This is a genomic window from Pseudohalioglobus sediminis, assembly GCF_008370495.1.
Classification (GTDB): Bacteria; Pseudomonadota; Gammaproteobacteria; order Pseudomonadales; family Halieaceae; genus Halioglobus.
In genome coordinates, this window is sequence record NZ_VTUX01000001.1 from 459,810 (window position 1) to 477,038 (window position 17,229).

At 62.1% G+C, this 17,229-nt stretch carries 15 protein-coding genes; 7 read left to right on the forward strand and 8 right to left on the reverse strand.

Annotated features, from left to right (window positions below):
* Positions 1-51: 51 nt before the first annotated feature.
* From F0M18_RS01995 to F0M18_RS02010, 4 genes are read right to left on the reverse strand one after another with little or no spacing between them, the layout of a single operon-like run.
* The gene (locus tag F0M18_RS01995; protein WP_149609698.1) at positions 52-840 is read right to left on the reverse strand and encodes an enoyl-CoA hydratase/isomerase family protein; all 789 of its coding nucleotides are present in this window, start codon (positions 838-840) and stop codon (positions 52-54) included.
* On the reverse strand, positions 833-1,984 hold the full coding sequence (locus tag F0M18_RS02000) for a CaiB/BaiF CoA transferase family protein (RefSeq protein WP_149609699.1): 1,152 nt from the start codon (positions 1,982-1,984) through the stop codon (positions 833-835). The genes F0M18_RS01995 and F0M18_RS02000 overlap by 8 nt, the downstream gene beginning before the upstream one ends.
* Positions 1,985-1,994: 10 nt before the next feature.
* Positions 1,995-2,768 (reverse strand): SDR family NAD(P)-dependent oxidoreductase, encoded by a 774-nt coding sequence (locus F0M18_RS02005; RefSeq protein ID WP_149609700.1) that lies wholly within the window; start codon positions 2,766-2,768, stop codon positions 1,995-1,997.
* A gap of 36 nt (positions 2,769-2,804) precedes the next feature.
* Positions 2,805-3,980 carry an acyl-CoA dehydrogenase family protein gene (locus F0M18_RS02010; protein ID WP_149609701.1) on the reverse strand — a complete coding sequence of 392 codons (1,176 nt, stop codon included), beginning with the start codon at positions 3,978-3,980 and terminating at the stop codon, positions 2,805-2,807.
* Between the two features lie 127 nt (positions 3,981-4,107).
* Here F0M18_RS02010 and F0M18_RS02015 point away from each other — a divergent pair, with 127 nt between their 5' ends.
* The 3 genes from F0M18_RS02015 to F0M18_RS02025 all read left to right on the forward strand — a co-directional run bounded on the left by F0M18_RS02015 (position 4,108) and on the right by F0M18_RS02025 (position 9,267).
* Positions 4,108-5,280 (forward strand): GGDEF domain-containing protein, encoded by a 1,173-nt coding sequence (locus tag F0M18_RS02015; RefSeq protein ID WP_149609702.1) that lies wholly within the window; start codon positions 4,108-4,110, stop codon positions 5,278-5,280.
* 3 nt (positions 5,281-5,283) lie between these two features.
* A complete protein-coding gene (locus F0M18_RS02020; RefSeq protein ID WP_149609703.1) occupies positions 5,284-6,291 on the forward strand; it encodes an AraC family transcriptional regulator in 1,008 nt (335 codons plus the stop codon).
* Between the two features lie 168 nt (positions 6,292-6,459).
* Entirely contained in the window at positions 6,460-9,267 is a 2,808-nt protein-coding gene (locus F0M18_RS02025) for a DUF748 domain-containing protein (protein WP_149609704.1), read from the forward strand.
* A gap of 6 nt (positions 9,268-9,273) precedes the next feature.
* Here the strand turns inward: F0M18_RS02025 and F0M18_RS02030 are convergent, their stop codons facing one another.
* Positions 9,274-9,789 (reverse strand): SprT family zinc-dependent metalloprotease, encoded by a 516-nt coding sequence (locus tag F0M18_RS02030; protein ID WP_149609705.1) that lies wholly within the window; start codon positions 9,787-9,789, stop codon positions 9,274-9,276.
* Between the two features lie 183 nt (positions 9,790-9,972).
* Here F0M18_RS02030 and F0M18_RS02035 point away from each other — a divergent pair, with 183 nt between their 5' ends.
* The 4 genes from F0M18_RS02035 to F0M18_RS02050 are packed head-to-tail and all read left to right on the forward strand — an operon-like array spanning position 9,973 to position 13,909.
* A complete protein-coding gene (locus F0M18_RS02035) occupies positions 9,973-10,992 on the forward strand; it encodes a phosphotransferase (protein WP_149609706.1) in 1,020 nt (339 codons plus the stop codon).
* A 22-nt stretch (positions 10,993-11,014) separates the two neighbouring features.
* Entirely contained in the window at positions 11,015-11,785 is a 771-nt protein-coding gene (locus F0M18_RS02040; RefSeq protein ID WP_149609707.1) for a crotonase/enoyl-CoA hydratase family protein, read from the forward strand.
* Positions 11,786-11,796: 11 nt separating this feature from the next.
* Positions 11,797-13,032 carry an acetyl-CoA C-acetyltransferase gene (locus tag F0M18_RS02045; RefSeq protein ID WP_149609708.1) on the forward strand — a complete coding sequence of 412 codons (1,236 nt, stop codon included), beginning with the start codon at positions 11,797-11,799 and terminating at the stop codon, positions 13,030-13,032.
* 7 nt (positions 13,033-13,039) lie between these two features.
* The gene (locus F0M18_RS02050) at positions 13,040-13,909 is read left to right on the forward strand and encodes an alpha/beta fold hydrolase (protein ID WP_149609709.1); all 870 of its coding nucleotides are present in this window, start codon (positions 13,040-13,042) and stop codon (positions 13,907-13,909) included.
* A gap of 81 nt (positions 13,910-13,990) precedes the next feature.
* On the opposite strand, the gene F0M18_RS02055 is transcribed toward F0M18_RS02050, so the two are convergent.
* The 3 genes from F0M18_RS02055 to F0M18_RS02065 all read right to left on the reverse strand — a co-directional run bounded on the left by F0M18_RS02055 (position 13,991) and on the right by F0M18_RS02065 (position 16,759).
* A complete protein-coding gene (locus F0M18_RS02055) occupies positions 13,991-14,410 on the reverse strand; it encodes a nuclear transport factor 2 family protein (RefSeq protein WP_149609710.1) in 420 nt (139 codons plus the stop codon).
* Between the two features lie 59 nt (positions 14,411-14,469).
* Complete coding sequence (locus F0M18_RS02060) at positions 14,470-15,588, reverse strand: alkene reductase (protein ID WP_149609711.1); 1,119 nt, start codon at positions 15,586-15,588, stop codon at positions 14,470-14,472.
* 151 nt (positions 15,589-15,739) lie between these two features.
* Positions 15,740-16,759 (reverse strand): MBL fold metallo-hydrolase, encoded by a 1,020-nt coding sequence (locus F0M18_RS02065; RefSeq protein WP_149609712.1) that lies wholly within the window; start codon positions 16,757-16,759, stop codon positions 15,740-15,742.
* Positions 16,760-17,229: the final 470 nt, after the last annotated feature.

Genomic DNA, 17,229 nt, shown 5'->3' on the forward strand with positions numbered 1-17,229 from the left:
ATCTCTCGTTATTCTGTTCTGCCGCAGATGTTAGCATGGCCTCAGGCCCTGTCAGCGCCCCTTCCACACCGGCGCGCGCTTTTCCAGGAAAGCCGCGGCACCTTCACCCGCATCTTCACTGGCAATACAGATGCGCTGCAGGTCGGCTTCAACGGAGATGGTCTGGCCCAGGTCTGCCTCACAGGCCTCGGCTACCGCCTGCTTGGCATAGCGCAGTGACAGCGGCGCCCTGTTGGCGAGTTCTTCCGCCCACGCCAGGGTTTCCGGCAGCAGCGCATCGTCGGCCACCACGCGGTTGCAAAGCCCCCAGTCGAGGCATTTCTGTGCGGCCAGCTTTTCCCCGGTGGCGATAATTTCATAGGCGCGCTTGCGACCGATAGTCTGCACCAGGTGCCAGGTGGCACCGCCATCCGGCACCAGGCTAATGGCAGTGAAAGCCTGGTAGATATAGGCGTTCTCCGCCATCACGGTCAGGTCACATACCATCGCCAGGGCACTGGATACGCCCGCGGCGGGGCCGTGCACGGCACTGATCCAGGGCTTGGGGGCACGGTAGATTTCCAGCATCAGCGGTTTGTATTCCAGGTTGAGCTGGTCATCCACACGCCAGGTGGGATCCGACATCGGGGTCTCGGTCAGGTCCGCGCCGGCGCCGAAACCACGGCCGGTTCCCGTCAGCACGACAACGCGAATGGCGTCGTCTGCATTCAGTTCACGCGCTGCCAGCAGCATGTCCCGGCGCAGGGCCGCATCAAACGCATTCATGGCCTGCGGACGATCCATGGTGATGACGCCCACCGCACCGTGGCGCTCCAGCTGTACCGTCGTGTACTCAGTCATTTTTATCTCCACTGGCAATGGCGCCCCCCTCGCTCAGGGCGTCGAGCTCCTGTCTCGCAAAACCCATCTCCAGAAGCACTGCGCGCGTGTCCTCGCCGGGGATGGAGCCGGCGTTACGCACCGCCGAGGGCGTGCGCGAGAAACGTGGCGCCGGCGCCGGCTGGGTCACACCATCTACTTCGATATACGTCTGGCGTGCCACGTTGGCCGGGTGCGCGGGGGCGTCGACCAGGTTGAGCACCGGGGCAAAACAGACATCGGTTCCCTCCATCAGCTCACACCACTGGGCCTGTGTCTTCTGCCGGAATACCGCGGCGATCTTTTCCTTCTGCTGAGGCCACAATGCCGGATTATTCTGCTCGGCGAAATCCTCATCCGACAGGCCGGCCTTTTCTTTCAGCAGGGCATAGAATTGCGGCTCGATGGAACCGATAGAAATGTATTCACCGTCAGCGCATTCATAGGTGTCGTAGAAAAAGGCGCCGCCGTCGAGCAGGTTGCTCTCGCGCTGGCTGGCGTCCCACATGCCCATGGCCTCAAACCCGTGGAACATCCACATCAGCTGGGCTGCGCCGTCCACCATGGCTGCGTCAATGACCTGGCCCTTGCCGGAGTTCGCGGTCTCCAGCAGCGCAGCGAGAATGCCGTTCACCATCAGCATGCCACCGCCACCCATGTCACCCACGAGATTCAGCGGCGGCACCGGCTTTTCGCCCTTGCGACCCATCGCGTAAAGGGCCCCGGTGATGGAGATATAGTTGATGTCGTGGCCGGCAGCCTGTGCCAGCGGACCGTCCTGGCCCCAGCCAGTCATGCGCGCGAAGATAATCTTCGGGTTGCGTTCCAAACACACATCCGGCCCGATACCCAGTTTCTCGCAGACACCCGGGCGCATGGGGTCGATAATCACATCGGCGTTTTCCACCATGCGCAGCAGGGTTTCCACACCTGCGGGATCTTTCAGGTTCAGCGCCACGGACTTCTTGCCGCGGTTACTGACGTCCTTCATCTGCCCGCCGCCGACGGTTCCGGCACGATCGATGCGGATGACCTCCGCGCCCATATCCGCCAGGATCATACCCCCCATTGGAGCGGGACCGATGCCCGCCAGTTCCAAAACTGTGTAGCCGTTCAACGGTCCCATAGTGAGCTCCTTAGCGAGGCTGCATGCGGATGGCACCGTCCAGGCGGATGCACTCTGCATTGAGGTAATCGTTCTCGGCGATAAATACCGACAGGTGCGCAATTTCCGCAGGCTTGCCCAGGCGCTGCGGGTAGCACACGGAGGCCTCGAGCGATTTGTAAGCTGCTTCCGGCAGGGACTCGAACAACGGCGTGTGAATCAGGCCGGGCACGATCGTGTTGACGCGAATGCCATAGCTGGCCAGGTCGCGGGCCATGGGCACTGTCATGCCGATCACACCGCCCTTGGTGGCGGAGTAGGCAACCTGACCAACCTGGCCCTCATAGCCGGCCACGGAAGCGGTGTTGATGATGACGCCACGGCCGCCGTCGTCATTGATGGTGTCGTTTTTGGACATCTGCTCGGCGGCGTAGCGGGACACGTTGAAGGTGCCGGTCAGGTTGATGGCGATCACCGGGTCCCATTGTTCTATGGGGAACACGCCGTTCTTGCCGTAGGTCTTGGCAGCGCTGCCGATGCCGGCAAAATTATTGACCACGTGCAGGGCGCCAAATTTCTCCACGACCTCGGCAACGGCGTTCCTGACGCTCTCCTCATCGGCCACGTTCACGCTCCAGAAGGCGACGTTGTCGGCACCGAGGTCGTCAATCACAGCCTGGGCGCGGTCAGCATTGAGGTCAAAAATCGCGACCTTCATACCCTTGGCCACGTAAGCTTCAACGGTGCCCTGGCCCAGGCCGGATGCGCCACCGGTGACAATTGCTACTTTTCCGTTCAGATCCATTTTGGTTCTCCTGTTGCGAAATGGTTTGGTGTTTATTCAGAAGTTGCGTGTATTGAAGGGGACGTAGTCATCCCCCAGGCAGTCTCGGCTGATGATCAGTTTCATCACCTCGGAGCTGCCGGCGTAGATGGGGGAAATCATCGCATCGGTCAGCTGGCGGCTGATCGGGTATTCGTCCATGTAGCCGTGACCACCGTGCATCTGTACGCCCACCTGGGCTGCCTTGACCTGAAGCTCGGACGTCGCCAGTTTACCCTTGGCAGCATCCACCGCGGTAAGCTGTCCCGCATTGAATGCACTGACGCACTGGTCTACATAGTTTTGTGTGATATCCAGTTCCGTGCGCAGCTCAGCCAGCTTGAACTGGGTGTTCTGGAAGGCACTGATGGGCTTGCCGAAGGCCTTGCGTTGCTGCACGTAATCGGCAGTCAGGTCCCAGGACAGCTGCGCAGCCGCCAGGTACCCGATCATACCCAGCAGGCGCTCTTCGGCGAGCCCCTCCATCAGGTAAACAAAGCCCTTGCCGGGCTCACCGAGGACGTTTTCCTTCGGTACTTTTACATCATTGAAAAACAACTCCGCCGTGTCCTGCCCCTTGAGCCCCATCTTCTTCAGGTTGCGGCCGCGCTCGAAGCCCTCCATGCCTCGCTCCACCAGGAACAGGGTCATGTGGTAGGGGTTGTTCTCCGGGTCGGTTTTTGCCGCCACCAGGACCAGGTCGGCATTAATGCCATTGGAAATAAACGTCTTGGAACCGTTGAGCACCCAGTGATCGTCCTTTTCCACGGCGTTTGAGCGCATGCCCGACAGGTCCGACCCCGCATCGGGCTCGGTCATGGCAATAGCGAGAATGGTCTCGCCACTGACACACCCGGGCAGGAAACGCTCGCACTGTTCTTCACTGCCGAATCGCGTCAGGTAGGGACCCACCAGGCGGCTGTGCAGGTTGGCGAACCAGTCCCCGGCGCGCGCGTAGGTGGTCTCCTCGATGATGATCTGGTCGTAGCGAATATCGTAGTCACCGATCCCACCGTATTTCTCGTCCGGCCAGAACATGAGAAAGCCCTGCTCCCCCGCTTTGCGGAAAGCTTCACGATCGACTATTCCGGCCTCACGCCAGGCCTCCATATGTGGCACAATCTCGCTGGCAAGGAATTTACGGTAAGCGTCGCGGAACATGTTCTGTTCCTCGGTGAAGTTTCTCGGCAGCATATGGGAACACCTCTAAATCTAGCTGTATCGAAGGCCGGTCAGTATGGTTAGCGCTCTCCCGGCCAACAATGACCGGCCCCGACAAATTAATTGACTGGAACTGACAGCGGACTGATACGACCTGCGCATGGTAGACATTTTTCCAGAAAACTGGGCTGTATTGCTGCTGGGGCTGCTGTTCCTGCTGACCCTGGCACAGCTGCTGGTGACCTACGTGTTGAGCGACTCCGTCACGCCTCCGGCTGGCGTCGGGCTGTTCACCGTGTATTTTATGGCCACCCTGCTGGGCTGGATTGCCTTCAGCCTGCAGCAGAACACCGGCATGCCCATGGCCGTCGATGTGCCGGCTGTGGCAGCCATCCTCAACAGCTACCTGCTGTTCCTCGCTGCGGGACAGCGCGCACGCGACCCTCGCGGGCGCATCGCCCTGGGCATTGCCTGCCTGCTGGGCTGCCTGAGTGTTTTCTTCCTGTTACCCAAAGCCATGTACCTGACACAGAGCGGCCTGTCAGGCCTGTTCTTTGCTGCCACGGGCCTGCTCTGTGGTCGACGGGCCCTGTCCAAGCGTAACGTGGGCGATGCGATTATTGCCGGCGCTGCCGCGCTGGTCGTGGTCGCGGTTCCCGTGGCCCATTACCAGTTGCTGGTCGGCGATGACATGCGACTGGCTCGTGTAATCACCTTTGGCGCCTATGTCTGGTGCTTTGCCCTGCTCGTGGTGGGGTTTCTTACCAGCGTACTGTTCGAGTACCAGCAGCATTTGTCGCACCTGGCCACGGAAGACCCGATGACCGGCCTGCTCAACCGCCGCGGCCTCGGCGATACCCTGCGCATCAGCCTGGCCAAGGCCAATCGTGAAGACATCGAGACCGCCGCGATCATGGTCGACATCGACCACTTCCAGAATGTTAACGACAGCTTCGGTCACGAGGCCGGCGACTACGTGCTGCGTGAAGTGGCCGCCACCCTGGACCGGCTCAGCCGGTCCAGTGACGCGGTAGCACGGATTGGCGGCGAGGAATTCGTGCTGGTCCTGCCCGACACCGACCTGGCATCCGCACGTGTGCTCGCCGAGCGTATCTGCAATGCGCTGGGCGAGCGCCCGCTGCTTGTCGATCAGCAGCGCATACCGATAACTGTCAGCCTTGGCGTCGCGTCGCTGCGTGGCAATATCACCCTGGACGAACTGTGCCGGGAATCCGATCGCGCGATGTACCTGGCCAAGCGCAGCGGCCGCAATCGCGTGGCCTCCGTGGAGCCGAACACAATGCACCTGAGCAATACCGGCAAGGTGGGCTGAACGGTGTCCACGCGCGATGTTTCCATCTCCGTCTACTTCGCTCGCGCAGTGCTGAAGAACGCCGTGGCACGGGGGCTGGAACCGATCAGCCTGTTGCGGCACAGCCGCATATCACCGCGCCTGCTGCTGGAGGACGATGCCCGCGTCTCCGTTGAGCGCTTCGCCGACCTGCAGGTCAATACCATGCTGGCCATGAACGACGAGGCGCTGGGCTACGCGTCCCGGCCCATGCCCGTTGGCTGCTGGTCGATGATGTGCCACGCGGTAATGGGTTGCGAAACCCTGGGGCAGGCGATGGCGCGCTACTGCCGCTTCTTCCAGCTGTTTGAGTGCGGTGTGCACCCCGAGTTTATGGTCGACGACGAGACGGCCCTGATCAGGGTGATCACCGCAGATGACCATGCGTCACCGGATCCGTACATGGTGGAGTTGATGCTGTTCAACGCCCACCGTTTTTTCAGCTGGTTGATCCGGGAGCACCTGCCGCTGCAGAGTGCGCAGCTGGCCTACCCGCCGGCAACCCAGCTGCGCGAATATCGCGCCATGTTCCTCGGCAATCCGATGGAGTTCGAGCAGGCACATTCACAGCTGGTGTTTTCCAGCGCACTGCTGGACCGCCGTGTTACCCAGACTGAACAGACCCTGCGCCATTTCCTGCGCCATCCGACGCTGATGCTGTTGACCCAGACCTATGACCAGAACAGCTGGACAGCGCAGGTCCGTGAAGCCGTGCACCAGAACCTGATGGACATGCCTGAACTCAACGATGTCGCCGCCATGCTGGATGTGCACCCGCAGACACTTAGGCGTCGGCTATCCGCAGAGGGCACCACCTTCAAGGAAGTCAAAAGCCAGGTGCGGCGGGATACCGCCCTGCACTTCCTGGGCAAGCAGGGACTGTCCATCGAGGAAATCGCCCATCGCGCCGGCTTTTCGGAATCCTCGGCCTTCATCCGCGCGTTCAAGGGCTGGACCGGCGTCACCCCCTATACCTATCGCAAGGGCCTGTAGGCGTCCCGCCATCACCAGTTTATCGCCCTGCGGGCGCGCGCAGAGCACCACTGCCTTCCCCACCACGTATACACAGACTGCGAACACGGCAGGCGGTCATGTGATGGGTTTGCATCGGCCGCTTTTGAACTATAGTTAGTCTGCACAAGCCACCAAGGAGCGCACGTGTTGGGGAAAGTTGTTCGGGTACTGCTGGCGATCTACGTCGCCTATGTCCTTGTTGTCGTCCTGTTGTTAATGCCCGCTGTCAATTTCATGGCGCCGCGCTACGTGGAGGAGAATTACGGGCGCGAACTGCGCACCGACCTCATATTGTTCAACCCCTTCACCTTCAATGCCGAGATTCGTGGCGCCAGCCTCAGCGAACCGGACGGCAGCGCCTTCGCCGGTGTCGACCGGGCCAACGTCGACCTGTCGCTCGCCAGCCTGACCCGCCCCGGCGTGGTGCTGGACGGGGTGGGCGTTCGCGGCCTGCGCCTGCAACTACGCCGCACCGACACTGACACCTACAACTTTTCCGACCTGCTGCCGCCACCATCGGAGGACACCGCGGAGGCGAGTGAGACCACCATACCCGCAATCACCATCGATCTGCTGGTGTTCACCGCCGAGCGCATCGATATCAGCGACGAGGCGCGGGATGAGCCCTTCCAAACGCACTATGACGGCATCGATATCGCCGTTACCGATCTGTCCACGGTCATTGAGGAGGGTAAGCCCTACCGCGTACTGGCACGCGATGAGAGCGGCGGCGAGCTGGAATGGTCTGGCACGGTCTCCATACCCCAGGCCCGCAGCGAGGGCAGGCTGCGCGTGAGCGACCTGAGCCTGGTGCCACTGTGGCGCTTCGCCGAACCCTGGCTGCACTTCGAGTTGCGTCGCGGCCTGCTGAACGTGGCCGGAGACTACACGGTAAGCTGGGGCGATGGCCTCGACTACCAGGTGGACAATGGACGCGTCAGCCTGTTGTCACTGGATATTGCGCCCCAGGCCCCGGATTCGCTAGCGGATACGGCTGTCGTCATGGATCAGCTGGAGGTGGCTGGCATCAGCGTGAACGGCGCCGGGCAGCGGGTCCACATCAGCGGTGTCACCGTGGACGGCCTCAACGTGGCCGGCTGGAGTGAAGGTGAGCAGGTCAGCCTGCTGCACCTGTTCGCCACCGACAAACTGCCCGCGACCAGCCCGGAACCTGCAGCCGATGATGATACCCCCGCCTGGAGCGCATCGCTCGACGACTTCGCGCTGCAAAACAGCTATGTCAGCTGGCGCTCCGAGTACACCGACCCGCCGACGGTAGTGCTGTCCCCCCTCACTGCCAGCGCCAGCAATATTGCCTGGCCGCCGCGGGATGACAGCCCCCTGTCGCTTTCGCTCGCCGTGAACGACACCACCCAACTACAGATAAGCGGCGCCCTGAACCTGGACAGCGGAGCTGGCGAGTTCAGTTACCAGTTGCAGACGCTGCCCCTGCCCTGGTTCAACCCCAACCTCCCCAAGGCACTGAAAGCCACCCTTACCGATGGGCAGCTGGATGTGACCGGCGCGCTGAGCCTGGCAGAGTTCATGCCTGTGCTGGTGGAAGTCGACGGCGCTGTCACCAACTTCGCGGGCAAGATCGAAGGCGCTGAAGACGCCATAACGCGCTGGGACAGTGTGCGCTGGGAGGCATTAGAGGTCGATCTCTCAGAACGCACGGTCTTCATGCGCAAGCTGCTGATACACAATTACGAAGGCCGCGTGCACATCATGAAGGACGGCAGCATCAACGCTTCCAAGGTCTGGCAGGAGGAGCTGGGGGACCGGGCGGAAGAAATCGCCCATGACCTGGAGCTGGATCGTCCCTGGCAGGTCAACATACCGGAAATCCTGGTGACCGAAAGTGCCATCGACTTTATGGACGAAAGCCTGCCCATACCTTTCCGCACCGTGATCGGCGATGTCAACGGTGAGATCACCGACATCAGTTCAGCGCCCGGCAGCAACACCAGTGTGGACATCAAGGGCTCAGTAGACGGTTATGCGCCCGTTACCCTCAATGGCACCGCGGCGCCCTTTGACGAGCCGCCCGGGCTGAATTTGCAGCTGGTCTTCACCGGTGTCGACATGGTGTTGCTGACCCCTTACTCGGGCACCTACGCCGGCAGGGAAATCGAGCGCGGCCTGCTGAACCTCGACCTCGCCTACAGCCTCGACAACAACCACCTGGAAGGCGACAACAAGATACTCATCGACCAGCTGAAACTCGGCGAGGCGGTAGACAGCGACAAGGCCGTCGACCTGCCACTGGACCTGGCACTGGCCCTGCTGACCGACATGAGTGGCGTAATCGACCTGCAGATCCCGGTAGAGGGTGACGTGGACAACCCCGAGTTTGCCCTTGGCAGCGTCATCGCCGGGGCGGTGATGAACCTGATTACCAAGGCCGTGACCGCGCCCTTCGCGCTTCTTGGCAGCCTGGTTGGCACCGAGGACGACCTGCAAAGGGTGGGTATTCCCAGCGGCAGTGCCGAGCTCAATGACGCCTCCAAAAAGAAACTCGGCATATTGTATGAAGCGCTGTCGCAGCGCCCGGGCCTGACCCTCGTCATCAGCGGCCAGCTCAACCTGGACCCGGACACGCGCGCGCTGCAGAAGGCCGCACTGGAGCAGGAACTGCTGGATAACGGACTGTCGGCCCAGGCGCTGGCTGAGCGCAACGCGGACTACCTGCAGGCGGTAGAGAAGAAATATGCAGCCCTGGGCGCCGATGTCGGCGAAACCAGCTTCAACCAGCGCTACGAGGCAGTGCTTGCCAGTATCAACATCAGTGCCGAGCAATTGCGCCAGCTGACCCAGGCCCGCGCAGTGGCCAGCAAGGACTACCTGGTGAATGAACTGGGCATGCCGGCGGACCGGGCCGTGATCGAGCAGTCCGCGGAACTGGACATGGAGGCCCAGGTATTCAGCGGTGTGGTGCTCGACCTCGAGCCCTGACCGGGCTCAGGGGGCGTAGACCAGGCGGCTGTTGCAGTAGCGGCAAAGGTAGACCCCGGTGCCCTTGCACATGCGGTTGTGGCGGGTCGAGGAAACCTCGTGGTCACGGCAGTCACAGCGGTAGGGATGCCGGCGCTGGCGCCGCTGGGGAATATCCGCCAAATCCAGCTTGAATGTGACTTCAGCGTCGGCCTCGAAATAGTGCATCAGCGCCCGCCATTCCTCGCCATGCGGTTTTACCTTTCCGGCACCGTAGACTTCGTGCACAACGTAGTGCGCCACCTCGTGCGGCACGGTACTTTCCAGGTTTACCTGCCAGTACTTGGCGAATATCCACGGGTTGTAGCGAATCTCGCGCTGGCGCCCGCAGGCGCGAAACATCCCCGCGGTGGTCCCGCTCAGGTCAAACAGCACCGGGATGCGCTCGAAGGAGCGCTGTAGCACGGTTTCAGCGCTGGCAATGTAGTACTCCGTGTGTGCCAGCACCTGCTGGCGCTGTGTTTCATCGATAGGTTCGATCACCCTGGGACACCGTCATGAGATCACTTTGGCGATGTTACCAGAACGGCATCTGACAGACTGTCACCTTTGGTCTATTTTTTTGTCTCACTGTGTCATTGGCAGTCAACAGCCCAAGCCACAGACTCAAGCCCCCATGCCGGCGCCCTGCATCTGCGGCAACCGGCAACGCAACACGAGAGCATAATGAGCACACAGGACCTCGACACCAGCAAGCTTAGCGAATACCTCACCGAGCACATCCCGGGCTTTGCCGGTACGCTCACCGCCGAGAAGTTCGCCGGGGGGCAATCCAATCCGACTTTCAAGCTCACTGCCGGGAACCAGCACTATGTGCTGCGGCGCAAACCGCCGGGCGAGTTGCTGAAGTCCGCCCATGCCGTGGACCGCGAGTTCCGGGTGATCTCGGCGCTGCGCGACACCGAGGTGCCGGTACCGCAAACTTATGTCCTGTGTGAGGACGAGTCCGTTATCGGTTCCATGTTCTACGTGATGGAATACCTGGAGGGCCGCATCCTCTGGGACCCGACCCTGCCCGAGGCCAGCAGCAACGCCGAACGGGCGGCTATTTTCGACAGCATGAACAGCACTATGGCCGCACTTCACAACGTGGATGTCGACGCTGTGGGCCTGTCCGACTACGGGCGCCCGGGCAACTATTTCGAGCGCCAGTTCAGTCGCTGGAGCAAGCAGTACCGCGCCTCCGAGACGGAAAACATCCCGGCCATGGAAAAACTCATGGACTACCTGCCTGCCAACATGCCCGAAGACGACGGACGCGTGAGCCTGGTGCACGGTGACTATCGCCTGGACAACCTGATGTTTCACGCCACCGAGCCTCGCGCCATCGCACTGCTGGACTGGGAACTGTCTACCCTGGGCAACCCGCTGGCGGACCTGGCCAACCAGTGCATGGCCTGGATGTTGCCCGGTGCGGGTGGCATCGCCGGCATGGCCGGTGTCGATCGCGGCGCCCTGGGAATTCCCACGGACGAAGAGTACATAGCCCGCTACTGCGAACGCACCGGGCGCGATGGTATCGATAACTGGAATTTCTACATCGTGTTTTCCATGTTCCGCCTCGCCGCCATCCTGCAGGGTGTGCTCAAGCGCGCGGAACAGGGCAACGCATCCAGCCCCGAAGCCCGCGCCAAGGGCGCACTGGTAAAACCACTGGCGGAACTCGCCACCTCGCTGATCGATTAATCCCGCACCAATGGAGCACAATATGTCTGAAGAAAAGCCCGTACTGGTCGACGTCGCCGATGGCGTCATGACCCTGACCCTGAACCGCCCCGGCGCCAAGAACGCGGTCAACCGGGCCATGGCGGAAGCCGTGGCGGAAGCCATGGATGAACTCGACAGCAATGATGACATCCGCGTGGCTATACTCACCGGAGCCGGCGGCACCTTCTGTGCCGGTATGGACCTGAAAGCGTTCGTAACCGGTGAGCTGCCCATCGTTGAAGGCCGCGGATTCGCCGGTTTCGTCGAGGCGCCACCACAAAAGCCGCTGATTGCCGCGGTCGAGGGCTTTGCCCTCGCCGGCGGGCTCGAAACCATGATCAGCTGCGACCTCGTGGTGGCGGCAGAGAACGCCCGCTTTGGCATTCCAGAGGCCAAGCGTGGCCTGGCCGCAGCTGCGGGCGGACTGATCCGCCTGCCGCGCCAGATTCCGCCGCGCATCGCCATGGAAATGGCGCTTACCGGTGACTTCATCGACGCCGAGCGCGCACTGCAGCTTGGCCTGATCAATCGTACCGTACCCGCCGGTTCAGCGCTGGAGGGCGCCAGGGAACTGGCCGCCAGCATCGCCGCCAACGGGCCCCTGGCGGTGAAGCTGAGCAAGCAGGTGATCAACGAGTCTACGGACTGGACCCGCGACGACATGTGGCAGCAACAACAGGCCATCGTGATGCCGATCTTCACCAGCGAAGACGCTATCGAGGGCGCCACGGCCTTCGCCGAGAAGCGCGCACCCAACTGGAAAGGTAAATAGGAGCCCACAACATGAACGAAGCATGGATTATCGACGCCTGCCGCACACCCCGCGGTATTGGCAAGAAAGGCAAGGGCGCACTGGCTGACCAGCACCCCCAGCACCTGGGTGCAGTGGTGCTGTCGGCACTGCGCGAGCGCAATGATCTCGATACCGCTGCCGTGGGCGACATCATATTCGGCACCAGTTCCCAGCGTGGTCGCCAGTCCGGCGACCTGGCGCGCATGGCGGCACTGGAAGCGGGCTACGACATCAGCTCCTCCGGCGTCACCCTGGATCGCTTCTGCGGCTCCGGCATCACTTCGGTGAACCTGGCGGCCATGAATATCCTCTCCGGGTCCGAGGACGTGGTGATCGGCGGCGGCGCCGAGATGATGTCCACCTATGGTGAGGAAGGCTCCACCCCGGCCATGTTCCTGGACAACGGCAACATGGCCCTGCGCGCCCTGCACCCCCAGCCTCACCAGGGCGTGTGCGCTGACGCCATTGCCACGCTGGAGGGCATCTCCCGCGAGGATCTGGACCGACAGGCCTTCGAAACCCAGCAGAAAGCCGCCCGTGCCATTGCCGAGGGCCGCTTCAACCGCAGTCTGGTGCCGGTACATGATGCGGATGGCAACCTGGTGCTGGACCAGGAAGAATTCCCGCGCCCGCAGACCACACTGGAAGGCCTGGCTGAGTTGCAGCCCGCCTTTGCCGCAGTCGCCGACTATCCACTGGACGAGGCCGGCACCACTTACCGACAGCTGGTGCAGCAGAAGTATCCCGGCCTTGAGATCACCCATGTCCACCACGCCGGTAACTCCTCCGGTGTCGTCGACGGCGCCGGCGCCCTGCTGCTGGCTTCGCCGGACTATGCCCGCGGCCAGGGCTGGACGCCACGGGCCCGCATTCGCGCCATGGCCAACCAGGGCGACTGCCCCACGCTGATGCTCAATGCCCCGGTACCCGCCGCCCGCAAAGTACTGGCCAAGGCCGGACTCGAGGTAGGTGATATCGACATCTGGGAAATCAACGAAGCCTTCGCCGTGGTGTCTGAAAAGTTCATGCGCGACCTGGACCTGGACCGTGACAAGGTCAACGTCAACGGCGGCGCGATGGCCCTGGGCCACCCCATCGGGGCCACCGGCTCGCTGCTGATCAATACGGCGCTGGACGAACTGGAACGACAGGACAAGCAGTTCGCCCTCATCACCATGTGCGCGGCAGGCGGCATGGCCCCGGCGGTGATCATCGAGCGGATCTGATCCACCAATGGACCAGCCTCTGGAGTACAGCCTGGATGTAGGCGAGGTGGAACTGGCGGTACTGGAATGGCCGGGCCAGGGCGACCCGATATTACTGCTGCACGCGTCGGGCTTTCATAGCCGCTGCTGGACGCAAGTGGTGAAACAACTGCCCGGGCATCACGCCTACGCCGTTGACCTGCGCTTTCACGGCAGGAGCGGCAGCATCGGTGACGTCGACTGGGAGGTTATCGCACAGGATATCAACGTACTGGTCGAGCGCCTTGACCTGCACCGGGTGATCGGGGTCGGACACTCGATCGGCGGCTATATGATTGCCCGGGCTGCGGCGGCGCACCCGGAACGGTTCCGCCACCTGGTGCTGGTTGATCCGGTGATCGTATCGCCCGAGGACTATGCGGCAGCCCGCGCAGTAGCCGCCTCTATCGACGCCACGGATCATCCAGTGTCGAGGCGCAAGAACCGCTGGCGCGACGCCGATGAAATGTTCAACCGCTTTCACGACCGGGAACCGTTCAACACCTGGGAACCACAGGTACTGCGAGACTACTGCGACTACGCCCTGACCCCGGCGGACGAAGACGGCTACCGCCAACTGGCCTGTGACCCGATCAACGAAGCCTCCGTCTATATCAGCCAGGCCATGAGCGATGCCGTGCACCAGGACCTGCCTCGCATCACTACCCCGACGACGCTCCTTCGAGCCAAATACACCGGTGTGAGTATCAACGATCTCTCCGCCTCGCCCACCTGGCCGGCGCTGGCCGAGGCGATACCGGATTGCACGGACCATTACTACCCGCAACTGAACCACTTCATACCGATGCAGGACAGCGGCCTGGTTGCCCGGCACATCCGCGCGGCCCTGGATTCCTGAGCCGGCGACGGCCTGACCAGGCTACCGCGCCCGGCAACCGCGGCCCCTGCCGTGGGGGCTGCGGCAGGGGCCACGAGGATGTCAGGCCAACGCGCTCAACTGCGCCATCATGGCATCAAAATCCCAGTGTGCGGACATGGCGGTAATGAGGCCCTCCTCATTGACCGTGTAGACAGCGAGCATATCGCAGTCGGTGAACTTTCCATCGCCGAGGTCGTTGCGAGCCACCTGGTGCACACAGCAGGTATGCGCGCCGCTGATCCAGCGTCGCTGCGGAGTGATGTGCAACGTGGCCGGGCCAATCACCGTGTCCCAGAACTGCTCGATCGCCGCCTTGCCGCGATGCCCCTGCCCGGTGGGATCCATCGGCGAGACGCCAACCGGGTCACAGACCACGGCGTCGTCCGCATACAGGGCCAGCCAGGCAGCCTTGTCCCCCGCCATCGCATATTCTATGGATTTCATATTGGCCGCCACGGCCAGGTGTTCCTGTTCTGCCATTTACCGAATCCTCCCTATCACTGCACCTTGTGTGCCGGCATTGCGCCCGGACAACACGCCTACCCGCCCATCAGCGGAAAATCGATATAGCCCTTGTCGCCGCCATCACCGTAATAATCTATGGGGTCAGCCGGGGGGTTAAGGGGCGCTCCCGCTCGCAGGCGCTCGGCCAGGTCCGGGTTGGAAATGAAGTCGCGGCCAAAACTGACTGCGCAGGCATATCCGGAGCCGATCGCTGCGTCCGCGCTGTCACCGGAATAACAGCCGTTGGCAATGTAGTTACCCGTGAACGCCGTACGAATCTGCCGTACCCCTGCTTCATTGTCGTCGGTAGCGTCATCAGCACTGACGGCGATGGAGGCGTCATTGCGCTCGAGAACATGCAGGAAAGCAATATCGCGTTTGCCGAGCTCGCCGGCCAGATGGGTAAACAGCGCCGCGGGGGCGCTGTCGCGACAATCCCACGTAACCAACATTGGCGAGATACGCACACCCGTGCGACCCGCACCAATCGCTGCAATGACCGCATCGACGATCTCCAGCACCAGCCGGCAGCGATTGGCAATCGATCCGCCGTATTCGTCGTCGCGCCGGTTGCAGCCATCGCGCAGGAACTGGTCCAGCAGGTAGCCACTACCGGCATGGATCTCAACCGCGTCGAAACCCGCCGTCATGGCGTTGCGCGCGGCCTGCACAAACTGCTCAACAATCCCGGGCAATTCCTGCAAGGCCAGCGCCCGCGGCGGCGTGGTGGGCTCGAATCCGTTTGCGGTAAAGGTGACTACTTCCCCGGCGATAGCGGAGGCCGATACCGGCGCAGCGTTATCCGGCTGCATGCTCGCATGTGACACCCGACCGGTGTGCCAGAGCTGCAAGGCAATCTTGCCACCGCGCTCGTGCACCGCCCGGGTTACGCGCTGCCAGCCCGCCAGCTGTGCAGCATTGTAGATTCCCGGCGTCGACACCGAGCCATTGCCCTGGCTGGATACGGTTGTGGCTTCGGTGACCAGCATGCCCGCGCCAGCGCGCTGCGCATAATAGGTCACCGTGGAAGCATCGGGCACACGGTCAGGTAAACGGGCCCGCGTCATGGGCGCCATCACTACTCGATTGGACAGTTCGACGTCACCCAGGGTCAGCGGGGTAAACAGTTGCTCAAGGCGGGTATCCGAACTCATGGCAATATCCGATACGGTTTATTATGTTGCGGCGCCCGGCAGTGAAGCAGCCGCCTGTTGCCGTACATTCTCAGCCGGATGCCGCGGTGATACCAGCCCGCACCGCCTCCGGGCGCACTGGGTATAGATAGGCTTACCGGCCAGGTAGCGGTCACGGGTAAAGCCTTACCGGCGTGTACCGTGGCAGCACACGAAAACGCACAGCGCCGTCTCCCTGCTCTTTTGCCTGCAGGAAAGCCAGTGTCTGTCCGGCGTCACCGGACAGAAACGCCATGGCCCGCAAGGGCCCGCGCAGCGGTGCATCCAGCGGTGCGGTCAGGCTGTCGAAGTGAATGGGGATCACCCGCCGCGCCCCCACCGCCGCCACGGTCTCGCGCCAGTAGGCCCGGCGATAGCCCTCTGTTTGCGAGCCCAGGCCACCGATACCGAGAAAAACCGTATCGGCCTGCAATCCCTTCAGCGCGCCCTCTCGGTAACCGGCACTGCCGACGATGAGAAAGTTACCAGCCGGATGCTGTACATGCAGTACATAAGCCTTACCGAGCCGGTAGTCGAAAGCCGAAACCGGCGGCACCAGCGGCGCCCTGATATGCGGATTCCCCAGCGCGCGTTCACGCAGGGCGGGGTCGGCAAACTGGAAGTGACTGGATTCGAATGCTGTCACCCGGAACTGGCCGATCGCCTGCGCCTGGCCGCTCACCAGCACCTGGATCTGTGACTCCGGGAGGCCCCAGCCCCGGCCGATATTGGCTGTCGACTCTGAACCCATCAGTATTGCCCCGGTCCTGCGCGCCACTTCCGGGGCATCCATGGCGTGGTCGTAGTGGGAATGCACGGGAATTACGGCCGCCAGCGATTGCACTGCATTGGCAGCCAGGCCATAACTGATGGCCTCCGCATCGGGAGCAATTTTCCCGAAGGCCAGCCGCAGGGGGCCGGGGCGCGTAAACCATCCATCCACCATCCACGCAGTGCTGCCGTCACTGACCAGCAGGGTTGCAGTGCCGCTGAAACGCACGGTCACCGCCGCGTCATCCCCTACAGCCTCGGGAAGCGGCTCCCAGTCAGCATCCAGGGGCAGCGGCACATAGGTATTCAGCATGTACAACACCACCGACAACGCCAGGGCCACTATCGTACCCGCTGCGGCCAGCAAGGACCTGCGCGTCATGCCCTACACCCTCTATCTATGATCACCGCAACTACTTCCCTTTGCCGTTAATGGCAGTGCTTTCCGCCAATAGCGAAGAGCCGACCCACTTCCGTGTTAGCATAGCACTGCTGCCGGCGTGCTGAATTGTCAGCATCACTGCGGCATCAACTCGTGCGGTAGCCATTTGCGACTGCCGCTGCCTGCTCACGCAGTACAAATATTCAATCCGCAACGGGAATTGCCATACAGCGCAGCGCGTTGCGAGTTTGGCTGCGTACCTAAATCAAGCAACTGAATTTCCCTGGCTACCCAGTACTTCCGGACCCGTCGTGCATGGTTCTGGGCAGGCACAGCGTCACCAGGCAACCGCAAGCTGTGACCTGCGTCAAAAACAGGGTCGGTGTTGTGTGAACTGGTTCAAAGACTGAAGCAAATCCCGGGACGATATCGACCACGAGTGCAATGATGTTTATAAGAGGCGCAGAAAA